Raw genomic sequence first — 11,311 nt, forward strand, 5'->3', positions numbered from 1 at the left:
GTCAGCCCTCGACCTTCAGCCCGCGCTTCTTCAGCTCGGTGACGGTCGCCTGGTGTCCGGTCCTGATCGCGTCGGCGATGGTGGGACCACCTTTGGCGATCTTGCCGAACTGGTCCTTGATGGCGGTGTTGGTGGTGCCGGTGGTCGGGCCCCAGGCCCAGTTCCGGCCGATGGCGGCACCGGACTCCTCGAAGAGGGCGTAGATGTCCTGGCCGCCGTAGTAGCCGGCGTCGAAGACCTGCTTGGCGACCGGGCGCAGCGCGGTCGCGGCGGGGAAGGCGCTGGACGTGCCGGAGGCGATACGCGCCTTGACGCCCGCCTCGGTGGTGGACATCCACTCGGCGAACTCGACGGCCGCCGCCTTCTTCCCGCTGTCCTTCGTCACGGCGAAGGAGGTTCCGCCGAGCATGCCGCTGGCGGGCTTGCCGTCCCAGCTCGGCATGGGCGCCACGGCCCACTTCCCGCTCTGCTCGGGAAGGGTGCCCTTGAGGACACCCGCGCCCCAGGAGGCGCCGAGGTAGCCGATGGTGGTGCCGTTCTTGAGCGAGCCGGTCCACTCGGGGCTGAAGGAGGCGTTCTTGTGGACGAGGTCGGAGTCGATCAGGCCCTGCCAGTAGGCGGCGACCTTGGTGGTGGCCGGGTCCGTGGTGTCGATCTTCCAGGTGTCGTTCTCGGCCTTGAACCACTGGGCGCCGGCCTGCCAGGCCATCGCCTCGAAGGTGGTCGGGTCGTCGGGGAAGAAGGTGGCGATACGGGCCTTGGCGTCGGCCTTCTTCACCTTCTCCGCGGCCCTCTTGAAGTCGTCCCAGGTCTTGGGGACGTCCACCCGGTACTTCTCGAACAGGTCCTTGCGGTAGAAGAAGGCCTGCGGGGACGCGTCGAAGGGGACGGCCCACGTCCTGCCGCCGAGCGTGGTGAGCTCCACCGCCTGCGGCAGGAGCTTGCTCCGGTCGGTCTCGGTGAACTGGTCGCCGATGTCCTGGAGGGCGCCGGAGCTGACGAACTCGGGGAGCGAGGAGTACTCGATGGAGACCAGATCGGGTGCGTTGCCCGCCTTCACCGCGTTGGAGATCTTGGCGTAGCCGCCGGCGGTGCCGGAGGGGATCTCCTCGAACTTCACCTGGATGTTCTTGTGGGAGGCGTTGAACGCGTCCACCACGTCCTTGGAGCCCTTGGCCCAGCCCCAGAAGGTGATGGTCACGGGCTTGCCGTCGGTCCCCTTGGACCCGGCGGCGGAGGAGTCGTCACCGCTGCCGCCGCACGCCGTGAGGACGGCGAGGGCGGTGGCGGTGCCGGCTATGACACGGGATGTTCTGCTCCAACTGCGGCTCACGGCACAGCTCCTGAAGGCGGGCGGCTAGGACGTTGTGGCCGCGATCCTTGGACCGTTGGTGACCGAAGTCAAGAGCGAAAGATTGTTTGATCGAAAAAAGCTCAGTTCGATCAGAAGGGCCCGGGAGTGAGTGGAGAGCCGGGGGCGCCGCAGGAGGACCGCACCCGAAGCCGGGGCAGCAGGCTCAGATGGCGCCGCGCGGGCTCCTCGTCCGGGGCATGAGGCTGCGTCAGCCGCTCCACCAGCAACTCCGTGGCGTGCCGGCCCACCTGGCGCTTGGGCGGCGCGACCGCCGTCAGCGGGGTGTCGGCGAGGGCGGCGACCTCGTCGTCGTACGCGATCACGGCCAGGTCCTCGGGCACCTTGACGCCCAGGTCGGCCAGCCGCCGCACGACCTCGATCGCGTCCACGTCGTTGTGGACCAGGGCGGCGCTCGCGCGGCCGGACGTGACGGCCTCGTGCAACGCCCGTACCGCGCGCGCGAATCCCTCCGGGTCCTGGTCGGCCGGTACGGAGGCGACCACCGGACCGGGTGCCTCGACGCCCAGCGCCGCCAGCGCCTCCGTGTACCCGGTGCGTACCGCGAGCGCGGTCGGGCTGTCGGCGCGGGCCACCAGCAGCGGGGTGCGATGGCCCAGGTCCAGCAGATGGCGCAGGGCGAGCAGGACGCCGTGGCCGTGGTCGGAGACGACCCGGTCCAGGCCGTCGAGCGGGGAGCCGGGAGCGGCGCGGCGCTCCAGGAGCACGGCGGGCACGGGCAGTTCGGCCGGCCAGTCGCCGTACGCGAGCCGGTCCTCGGGCCCGCGCCAGCCGGGCGCCACGAGTACGCCCTCGGCGCCCGCCGCCAGCAGGCCCTCCGCGCGCGTCCGGTCCTCCTCGGGCCGGTAGTCCGAGATCCGCAGGATGAGCCGGGCGCCCGCCCGCGCCGCCGCCTCGTGCGCGCCGCGGATGACCTCGGCGAAGTAGTACGTCGCCGAGGGGGCGAGCAGGCCGAGGACCAGACCCTCGCCGGAACGCCCCGCTCCAGCTTCGCCCTGACGCCCCGGCCAGGACACCTGGCCGTGCACGCGGTCGAGCAGCCCCCGGCCGGCCAGCGCCTCCACGTCCCGGCGGGCGGTGACGGGGGAGACCCCGAGCAGGGTGGCCAGGTCCGCGACGCGGGCGGTACCGCGCTCGCGCACCAGGGTCAGCAGTCGGTCGTGACGTTCAGCGGCACTCTCGCGCACGGCGTGTTCCCCTCGCGGTGTGGTGGTCCGGCGGGGCGCCGTCCCCGGCCCGACTGTAATGCAAGATGATCGAACTGCGCGGAGTTTCGATCATTCGGTCCGGACCATTGACGTTCGATCAGGCCCCGTTCATGATTCCCGGCGACGCCGATCTCCGCCCCAGGAGAGCATCATGCCCACGCCGCCCGAGAACCGTGCGCTCAGCCCGTTCACCGGCTGGACCCGCGCCCACTGGGAGGACCACGCCGACCGACTCCTCCTCGCCGTGCGCCCGTACGCGACTCCCCGGCACGGACGCGTCGACCTCCCCGGGCCCCGGCCCAGCTGGTCCGGCGCCCGCTCCGACGGCCTCGAAGGGTACGCGCGCACGTTCCTCCTCGCCGCACTCCGCGTCGCGGGCGCCCAGGGTGACGACCCGCACGGCCATCTCGCCCGCTACGCCGAAGGCCTTGCGGCGGGTACGGCCGAGCTTGCGGGCCCCATCGGCGCCGCCCCCGAGTCCTGGCCGCTCCTCGACGACGTCCGCCAGGCGATCGTCGAATCCGCCTCGATCGCGCTGGGACTGCGCCTGACCCGGCCCTGGCTCTGGGACACCCTCGACGACCGCACTCGCCAACGCGCCGTCGACTGGCTGCTGCCCGCCCTGGCCCCGTCCCCGGTCGACAACAACTGGTGGCTCTTCGGCCTCACCGTCGCGGGCTTCCTCCAGGACGCCGGCATCGAGACCGACCGGGCCGCCGCCACCATCGACCGCTCCCTCGCCCGGATCGAGGAGTGGTACCTCGGCGACGGCTGGTACAGCGACGGCGACAACCGCGCCTTCGACCACTACAACGCCTGGGCCCTGCACTTCTACCCCGTCCTGCACGCCCACCTCGCCGGCGACCGGGGCCTCCTCGACCGCTACGGTCCCCGGCTCCGCGCCCATCTCGACGACTACGTCCACCTCTTCGACACCCACGGCGCCCCGCTGCCGTACGGCCGCTCGCTCGTCTACCGCTTCGCCGCGGCCGCCGCACCCTGGCTCGGAGCCCTCACCGGCCACACCCCCCTCACCCCGGGAGCCACCCGCCGACTCGCCTCCGGCACCCTGCGGTACTTCCTCGACCGGGGTGCCCTCGACGAGCGCGGACTGCTCACCCTCGGCTGGCACGTCCCCCACCCGCCGATCGTCCAGAGTTACTCCGGGCCCGGCTCGCCCTACTGGGCCTCCAAGGGCTTCCTGGGACTTCTCCTCCCCGCCGAACACCCGGCCTGGACCGACCGCGAAGAGCCCCTGCCCGCCGAACGGGCCGATACGGTCCGCCCGGTCGCCCCGGCCGGCCTGCTCATCCACTCCACCGCCGCCGACGGACTCGTACGCCTCCACAACCACGGCAGCAACCACGTCGGCAGCGACCCCGCCGGGGAGGACGACTCCGGCTACGCCCGCTTCGCCTACTCCACCCGCACCGGCGCCACCGCCCCTCCCGCCGCCGCGGACAACCACTTCGCCCTCGTCGTCGACGGCCGCCTCACCCGGCGCGGTCCCGCGATCCCCCGGGGCACCGGCCCCGGCTGGGCCGCCTCACTGCACACCCCCCGGCCCGGCATCCGGGTCCTCTCCGCCACCCTCGCCCACGGCCGCGCCGAGGTCCGCGCGCATCTCGTCCTCGGAGCACCCGAAGGAACACCCGTACGCCAGACCGGCTGGGCCACCACCCCAGGGGGACCCGTGTCCCAACTGCACCCGGTCCACGGCTATCCGCCGGCCGCCGAGACCGTCGAACTCGTCACCGGCGCCACCCTCCAGGGCCCGGACAGCCGCACGCCCGCCCTGCACGGCACCACCAGCGGCACGGAGACCCTCTTCGTCGCGCTGGCCTCCCTCACCGCCGAACCCGGACCGGCCCCCGTCGACACCCTCGCCACCGTCCAGGTCGACGGCCGGACGATCGCCGTGACCTGGCGGAACGGAACCACGGCCCGACTCGCCCTCGACCATTCGTGATCCAGCGCGGTGGATCCACCCCCGACGCCACCACGTCCACGCTCGGCCGCTCTCCATCGGGCCTGCGGCGCCGACCGGCCGTACCGCCGGGCTACTTGGGGCCGTACTTGCGGCCCGCCTTGGAGGACACCCCTCCGAGCAGTCCGCGAGGCGCCAGCTTCACCACACCCATCAGCGCCTTGTAGCGGGGGTCCGGGACGGACAGCGTCTTCCCCCGCGCCAGATCGGCCAGCGCCGCGGTGACCAGCTTGTCGGCGTCGAGCCACATCCAGCCCGGAATGTTCTCCGTCCCCATTCCCGCCCGCGCGTGGAACTCCGTCCGCACGAACCCCGGGCAGAGCGCCATCAGCCGCACCCCGCTGCCCGCCAGGTCCCGCGCCGCGCCCTGGGTGAACTGCACGACCCACGCCTTCGACGCGCCGTAGGTGCCGCGCGGGACGAACGCGGCGACCGAGGCCACGTTCACCACCCCGCCCCGGCCCCGCGTCCGCATCGACCGGGCCGCCGCCGACGTCAGCCGCAGCACCGCCTCGCAGTGCACCGTCAGCATCTTCAACTCGTCGGCCATGGAGACGTCCAGGAACCGGCCCTTGTTGCCGAACCCGGCGTTGTTGACCAGCAGGTCGACCGGCTGCCGCGGATCCGAGAGCCGGGCCTCCACGGCCGCGATCCCCTTCTCCTCGGCCAGGTCCGCCGCGAGAACCTCGGCCTCCACCCCGTGCCGGTCGTGCAGTTCGGTCGCCTGCTCCCGCAGTCTCGTCACATCGCGGGCCACGAGCACCACGTCGTGCCCGTCCGCCGCCAGCTTCCGCGCGAAGGCGGCCCCGATCCCCGCCGTCGCGCCCGTAATCAGTGCAGTCGTCATATGCGGCACGTTAGCCGCCCACGCCACCCCGCCCTCCGGTCGCACCCCGGGTGCCGTACCGGCTCAGGCGCCGGTGCCGTGCTTCTCCGTGTACGTGCGGGCGAGGTCCAGCAGGCCCGACTCCATCCACTCGGCGGCGACCAGCGTGCTCGGCAGCAGCGCGCGCTCCGTCGTCGAGGCCCGGTACAGGAGCGAGACCGTGACCGCGTGGTCCGGCCGGTGCACGACCGTCACCGCGTCGCCTGCCATGAGCTCCCCCGGCTCGATCACCCGCAGCAGCGCCCCCGGCCCCGCCGTCGACTCCATGAAGCGCCGCACCCAGCCCTTCTCCCCGAGGAAGCCCGCGAACGTACGGCAGGGGATACGGCTGCCGGTCACCTCCAGGAGCGCGTCGCCGATCCGCCAACGCTCCCCGACCAGCGCCCCGTTCACATCGAGCCCGAGCGTGGTGAGGTTCTCACCGAAGCAGCCGTTCGGCAGCGGCCGGCCGAGCTCGCGCTCCCACAGGTCCATGTCCTCCCGCGCGAAGGCGTACACGGCCCGGTCGTCGCCGCCGTGGAAGCGCAGATCGCACACGTCGTCCCCGGCGACCCCGCTCGCCCCCACCCCGGGCGGCCCCGGCGCTTCGACCCGTACCGGCCCCTCGACCGGACGCTTGTCGACACCCGTCGTCCCCGAGGGGGCGTCGGTGTACTCCACGGCCTTCGCCCGGCCGACATTCACACTCAGCACCTTCATGAGGGGCACCCTAGGTGAGCCACCCCAAAGCGAGGAAGGGGTATTCGTCTCCGAGCCCAAGACTCGCTTATGCTCGAAGGATGATCGAGGCCCGTCACCTCCGCGTCCTGCGCGCCGTCGCCGCCACCGGCTCCTTCTCGGCCGCCGCGCGGGAACTGGGCTGCACCCAGCCCGCGGTGAGCCAGCAGATGAAGGCGCTCGAGTCCTCCGCGGGTACCCCGCTGCTCATCCGCACCGGTCGCGAGATGCGCCTCACCCAGGCCGGCGAGGCGCTGGTCCGGCACGCCTCGGGCATCCTCGCCGGACTCACCGCCGCCGAGGAGGAGGTGGCCGCCATCGCCGGGCTGCGGGCCGGCCGCGTCCGCCTGGTCTCCTTCCCCAGCGGCAGCTCCACCCTCGTCCCCACCGCCCTCGCCGCCCTGCGCGCGGCCCATCCCGGCACCCGGGTCTCGCTGGTGGAGGCCGAGCCGCCGCGCTCGGTGGAGATGCTGCGCGACGGCGACTGCGACGTGGCCCTCGCCTTCCGGTACGGGGCGGGTCCCGCCGAGTGGGACGACCTGGTCGTCCGCCCCCTGCTCGCCGACCGCCTGGTCGGCCTGGTCCCGGACTCGCACCGGCTGGCCGACGCCGAGTCGGTGGCCATCGCGGAACTGGCCGACGAGCCGTGGATCGCGGGCTGCCCGCGCTGCCGCCGCCAGTTGGTGGAGGTCTGCGAGGAGGCGGGCTTCACTCCGCGCATCGATTTCGCGACCGACGACTACCCGGCCGTCGTGGGGCTCGTGGGCGCCGGCCTGGGCGTGGCGGTCCTGCCGCGGCTCGCCCTCGAATCGGTACGGCCCAAGGGCGCGCGCACCGTGACCGTGGAGCCGGCCGTGGAGCGGGAGATCGTGGCCCTGACGCTGCCGGACCTGGCGCAGGTGCCCGCCGTCGCGGCGACGCTCGACGAGCTGAGCCGCGCGGCCACGCGCGCGTAGCGCGTGTTCCGAGGCCGGGTGGGATGCGGGCCCGGCCCCTCACTGAACGTGTCAGTGACCTGCAAAAACGTTACTTCAGGCGCGCCCCACGCCTGCCGAACTCGACGCCGATGCCGTAGCCGGTGCCGTGATCAGGCGATTGCGGGCTCGTCCCATGAGCTCTTCGCGTTCGTCCTCGGTGAGGCCGCCCCAGACGCCGTAGGGCTCCCGTACGGCGAGTGCGTGTGCCGCGCACTCCGCGCGTACCGGGCACCGCATGCAGACCTCTTTCGCCGAGTTCTCACGCGCACTCCGTGCCGCGCCGCGCTCTCCCTCGGGGTGGAAGAACAGGGAGCTGTCCACTCCGCGGCAGGCCGCGAGCAGTTGCCAGTCCCACAGATCGGCGTTGGGTCCGGGAAGGCGGGAGAAATCTGCCATTGCGCTTGTCCCCTTGAAACCGTGTCGAACGGATTGGTGGGCGGGTGGATGGCTGATGTGCGGGGGCCTTCGCCCCCCATGGGTCTCGCGTACCCGCTCTCGCGGGTTCGACCCGACCGTACAACTACTGTCTTAGTAGATGTAAATATGACTCATTGCGAATCTAGCCACAGACACTGCAAAAAGGGAAGAAAACCCGCTAAATGGGGCATAGCTTCCAACGAAGGACGGATGACCTGCGATGCTCTCCTCCGCGTTCGCTCCCTCACGTAGAGTGCCGAAGGTGGCCGTCCGACCCGTAACTCTTTCGAGTGACCGTCGTTGAGAGTGCGGAGGCGGTTGAAGGAAGAAGCGCTCGGGCAGGTGTCCGAGGGCGTCAACCGCACAGGTGACGATACGTACCAGCCCTGGAGGCTCAAGGTGACGCGCATCAGCTGCGGAGGGCGGCCATGACATCCGTCCTCGTCTGCGACGACTCCCCGCTTGCCCGAGAGGCGCTTCGCCGCGCGGTCGCGACCGTGCCCGGCGTGGAGCGCGTGACCACCGCGGCCAACGGCGAGGAAGTCCTCCGCCGCTGGGGCGCGGACCGCTCGGACCTGATTCTGATGGACGTACGCATGCCCGGTCTGGGCGGCGTGGAGACCGTCCGCCGACTGCTGTCCGCGGACCCCGGCGCCCGCATCATCATGCTCACCGTCGCCGAGGACCTGGACGGCGTCGCGCTCGCGGTCGCCGCCGGTGCCCGGGGCTATCTGCACAAGGACGCCTCGCGCGCCGAACTGCGGGCCACGGTCACCCAGGCCCTGGCCGACCCGACCTGGCGGCTCGCCCCGCGCCGGCTGCGTTCGGCCGAGATGGGCGCGGCCCCCACGCTCACCGCCCGTGAGATCCAGGTGCTCGAAGGGATGAGTCACGGCCGGTCCAACGCGGAGATCGGACGCGAGCTCTTCCTCTCCGAGGACACGGTCAAGACGCACGCGCGCCGCCTGTTCAAGAAGCTCGGCGCGTCGGACCGCGCGCACGCGGTCGCGCTGGGCTTCCGCTGGGGCCTGGTCCGCTAGGTCGTCCGGCCCTGATCCGCCGGACGGACCAGGTGCTGTCGCCCGGTGACTCGGGGCCGGTCGGCCCCGATCCGCCGGACATCCTCCAGGCGTCCCAAGGCCCGTCGCACCCCCGTCCGCCACGGCGGGCGGGGCGGCCTCTGTCCCCACCGAGGCGGCGGCTTGTGTCAGTAACTCGCCCGATGCCGCATCCTTGAGGGTGTGGAGTTCCTCGGGGACGAGTCGATCGAGCGGAAGGGGAGGGCGCAGGAGATGAGTTCCGGCGCACCTGCTCATAACGCTTCGGTGCACAACTACGGACGCGGTGCCGCTGATCCTCAGGCGTCAAGGCACCATGGAGCGATGCGCGACGACGAGACCGTGGGGTCACCCATGCCCGTAGGGCCGGGGGAGATCGGTGCACTCGTCCACCGTGCCGTCGACGGCGACGAGCAGGCGACGCACGACCTTCTGGCACGTGTGCACCCGCTCGCCCTGCGCTACTGCCGCACCCGGCTGAGCCGGCTGCCCGGTGACGCCCGCCACTTCGTCGAGGACCTGGCGCAAGAGGTCTGCGTCGCGGTCCTGATGGCGCTGCCGCGCTACAAGGACACGGGCAGGCCCTTCGAGGCGTTCGTCTTCGCCATCGCCGGACACAAGGTCGCCGATCTCCAGCGGGCCGCGATGCGCCATCCGGGGTCGACGGCGGTGCCCTCCGACGAGATGCCGGAGCGGCCCGACGACTCGCTGGGCCCCGAGGAACGCGCGCTGCTCAGCGACGACGCGGAGTGGGCCAAGAGGCTCCTCGCCAACCTCCCCGAGAACCAGCGCGAGCTGCTGGTGCTCCGGGTGGCCGTCGGGCTGACGGCCGAGGAGACCGGCCAGATGCTCGGGATGTCCCCGGGGGCGGTACGGGTGGCGCAGCACCGCGCGCTCAGCCGCCTGCGGGCACTGGCCGAGCAGTAAGGGTCGACGAGGGCCGGTGGCCCTCACGTACACGTATGAACGTACAAAGCTTCGCGGTGATCTTGATCGTGGAATGAGACACCGCCGCAGCCCGTTAGCATGGACGTCCGCACCGATCAAGGCCATTTGGGGAAGGTGTCATGACTGTCAACGTCGACGGAGTGCCCGAGAAATTCGCGACGCTCGGGCTGACCTACGACGACGTGCTGCTGCTGCCGGGCGCGTCGGAGGTGCTCCCCAACGCGGTCGACACCTCGTCCCGTATCTCGCGCAACGTCCGGGTCCAGATCCCGCTGCTCTCGGCGGCGATGGACAAGGTGACCGAGTCCCGCATGGCGATCGCGATGGCCCGCCTGGGCGGCGTCGGCGTGCTGCACCGCAACCTCTCCATCGAGGACCAGGCCAACCAGGTCGACCTGGTCAAGCGCTCCGAGTCCGGGATGGTCACCGACCCCATCACGGTGCACCCGGAGGCGACGCTCGCCGAGGCGGACGCGCTGTGCGCCAAGTTCCGCATCAGCGGTGTCCCCGTCACCAACCCGGACGGCAAGCTCCTTGGCATCGTGACCAACCGCGACATGGCCTTCGAGAGCGACCGCAGCCGCCAGGTGCGCGAGGTCATGACCCCGATGCCGCTGGTCACGGGCAAGGTCGGCATCTCCGGCGTCGACGCCATGGAGCTGCTGCGCCGCCACAAGATCGAGAAGCTGCCGCTGGTCGACGACGAGGGCGTGCTCAAGGGCCTGATCACCGTCAAGGACTTCGTCAAGGCGGAGAAGTACCCCAACGCCGCCAAGGACGCCGAGGGCCGCCTGCTCGTCGGCGCCGCCGTGGGCGCCAGCCCCGAGGCGCTGGAGCGTGCCCAGGCGCTCGCCGCCGCCGGAGCGGACTTCCTGGTCGTCGACACCTCGCACGGCCACAACAGCAACGCCCTGAGCTGGATGGCGAAGATCAAGTCGAGCGTGAGCGTCGACGTGATCGGCGGCAACGTCGCCACCCGCGACGGCGCGCAGGCGCTGATCGACGCCGGTGTCGACGGCATCAAGGTCGGCGTGGGCCCCGGCTCGATCTGCACCACCCGCGTGGTCGCGGGCATCGGTGTCCCGCAGGTCACCGCCATCTACGAGGCCTCTCTCGCGGCCCGTGCCGCGGGTGTCCCGCTGATCGGCGACGGCGGTCTGCAGTACTCCGGCGACATCGGCAAGGCGCTGGCCGCCGGCGCCGACACCGTGATGCTCGGCAGCCTCCTCGCGGGCTGTGAGGAGTCGCCCGGCGAGCTGCTCTTCATCAACGGCAAGCAGTTCAAGTCCTACCGCGGCATGGGCTCGCTCGGCGCCATGCAGTCCCGCGGCCAGGGCAGGTCGTACTCGAAGGACCGCTACTTCCAGGCCGAGGTCAGCTCCGACGACAAGCTCGTGCCCGAGGGCGTCGAGGGCCAGGTGCCCTACCGCGGCCCGCTCTCCAACGTCCTGCACCAGCTCGTCGGCGGTCTCCGTCAGACCATGGGCTATGTGGGTGCCGCCACGGTCTCGGAGATGGAGTCCAAGGGCCGCTTCGTGCGGATCACCTCGGCGGGGCTCAAGGAGAGCCACCCGCACGACATCCAGATGACGGTCGAGGCGCCGAACTACAGCAGGAAGTGACGCGCGCGTGAGTGAGGGGCGGGGGGGGCGCGTGGAGGTGGGCGCCACCCCCCCCCGCGTCTGGCTTGACCTCGGGAGGGGTCTCAGCCTACCCCACCACATCTCAAAATAACACAACT

At 71.7% G+C, this 11,311-nt stretch carries 10 protein-coding genes; 5 read left to right on the forward strand and 5 right to left on the reverse strand.

What is annotated here, in order from left to right; genetic code table 11:
• Position 1: 1 nt before the first annotated feature.
• Entirely contained in the window at positions 2 to 1,333 is a 1,332-nt protein-coding gene (locus tag ACWDX6_RS16910) for an ABC transporter substrate-binding protein (RefSeq protein WP_451485678.1), read from the reverse strand.
• A gap of 110 nt (positions 1,334 to 1,443) precedes the next feature.
• Positions 1,444 to 2,559 carry a LacI family DNA-binding transcriptional regulator gene (locus ACWDX6_RS16915; protein ID WP_451485679.1) on the reverse strand — a complete coding sequence of 372 codons (1,116 nt, stop codon included), beginning with the start codon at positions 2,557 to 2,559 and terminating at the stop codon, positions 1,444 to 1,446.
• 172 nt (positions 2,560 to 2,731) lie between these two features.
• Between ACWDX6_RS16915 and ACWDX6_RS16920 the strand changes: the two genes are divergently transcribed.
• Positions 2,732 to 4,549, forward strand: coding sequence for a DUF2264 domain-containing protein (locus ACWDX6_RS16920; protein WP_451485680.1), 1,818 nt, complete (start codon positions 2,732 to 2,734; stop codon positions 4,547 to 4,549).
• Between the two features lie 91 nt (positions 4,550 to 4,640).
• Here ACWDX6_RS16920 and ACWDX6_RS16925 read toward each other — a convergent pair whose 3' ends face one another.
• Both ACWDX6_RS16925 and ACWDX6_RS16930 read right to left on the reverse strand, forming a co-directional pair.
• The gene (locus tag ACWDX6_RS16925; protein WP_451485681.1) at positions 4,641 to 5,414 is read right to left on the reverse strand and encodes an SDR family NAD(P)-dependent oxidoreductase; all 774 of its coding nucleotides are present in this window, start codon (positions 5,412 to 5,414) and stop codon (positions 4,641 to 4,643) included.
• A 63-nt stretch (positions 5,415 to 5,477) separates the two neighbouring features.
• Positions 5,478 to 6,152, reverse strand: a complete 675-nt coding sequence (locus tag ACWDX6_RS16930) for an MOSC domain-containing protein (protein ID WP_451485682.1) — start codon at positions 6,150 to 6,152, stop codon at positions 5,478 to 5,480.
• A gap of 80 nt (positions 6,153 to 6,232) precedes the next feature.
• On the opposite strand from ACWDX6_RS16930, the gene ACWDX6_RS16935 reads away from it, so the two are divergent.
• Complete coding sequence (locus tag ACWDX6_RS16935; RefSeq protein WP_451485683.1) at positions 6,233 to 7,126, forward strand: LysR family transcriptional regulator; 894 nt, start codon at positions 6,233 to 6,235, stop codon at positions 7,124 to 7,126.
• Positions 7,127 to 7,201: 75 nt separating this feature from the next.
• Here the strand turns inward: ACWDX6_RS16935 and ACWDX6_RS16940 are convergent, their stop codons facing one another.
• Entirely contained in the window at positions 7,202 to 7,543 is a 342-nt protein-coding gene (locus ACWDX6_RS16940; protein ID WP_403287959.1) for a WhiB family transcriptional regulator, read from the reverse strand.
• Between the two features lie 449 nt (positions 7,544 to 7,992).
• Here ACWDX6_RS16940 and ACWDX6_RS16945 point away from each other — a divergent pair, with 449 nt between their 5' ends.
• The 3 genes from ACWDX6_RS16945 (at position 7,993) to guaB (ending at position 11,192) form a co-directional block, all read left to right on the forward strand.
• Positions 7,993 to 8,604 (forward strand): response regulator transcription factor, encoded by a 612-nt coding sequence (locus tag ACWDX6_RS16945; protein WP_003948568.1) that lies wholly within the window; start codon positions 7,993 to 7,995, stop codon positions 8,602 to 8,604.
• Between the two features lie 342 nt (positions 8,605 to 8,946).
• Positions 8,947 to 9,549: a sigma-70 family RNA polymerase sigma factor gene (locus tag ACWDX6_RS16950; protein ID WP_403287961.1), complete on the forward strand. Its 603-nt coding sequence runs from the start codon at positions 8,947 to 8,949 to the stop codon at positions 9,547 to 9,549.
• Positions 9,550 to 9,689: 140 nt separating this feature from the next.
• Positions 9,690 to 11,192 (forward strand): IMP dehydrogenase, encoded by a 1,503-nt coding sequence (gene guaB, locus ACWDX6_RS16955; RefSeq protein ID WP_451485684.1) that lies wholly within the window; start codon positions 9,690 to 9,692, stop codon positions 11,190 to 11,192.
• Positions 11,193 to 11,311 lie beyond the last annotated feature (119 nt).

The organism is Streptomyces sp. NPDC003027 (assembly GCF_053591435.1).

What these genes read in the sequence shown, in the direction of transcription:
- ACWDX6_RS16920 (WP_451485680.1), top strand. Translation starts at nt 2,732, where the DNA reads ATGCCCACGCCGCCCGAGAACCGTGCGCTCAGCCCGTTCACCGGCTGG.
- ACWDX6_RS16925 (WP_451485681.1), bottom strand. Translation starts at nt 5,414, where the DNA reads ATGACGACTGCACTGATTACGGGCGCGACGGCGGGGATCGGGGCCGCC.
- ACWDX6_RS16930 (WP_451485682.1), bottom strand. Translation starts at nt 6,152, where the DNA reads ATGAAGGTGCTGAGTGTGAATGTCGGCCGGGCGAAGGCCGTGGAGTAC.
- ACWDX6_RS16935 (WP_451485683.1), top strand. Translation starts at nt 6,233, where the DNA reads ATGATCGAGGCCCGTCACCTCCGCGTCCTGCGCGCCGTCGCCGCCACC.
- ACWDX6_RS16940 (WP_403287959.1), bottom strand. Translation starts at nt 7,543, where the DNA reads ATGGCAGATTTCTCCCGCCTTCCCGGACCCAACGCCGATCTGTGGGAC.
- ACWDX6_RS16945 (WP_003948568.1), top strand. Translation starts at nt 7,993, where the DNA reads ATGACATCCGTCCTCGTCTGCGACGACTCCCCGCTTGCCCGAGAGGCG.
- ACWDX6_RS16950 (WP_403287961.1), top strand. Translation starts at nt 8,947, where the DNA reads ATGCGCGACGACGAGACCGTGGGGTCACCCATGCCCGTAGGGCCGGGG.
- guaB (WP_451485684.1), top strand. Translation starts at nt 9,690, where the DNA reads ATGACTGTCAACGTCGACGGAGTGCCCGAGAAATTCGCGACGCTCGGG.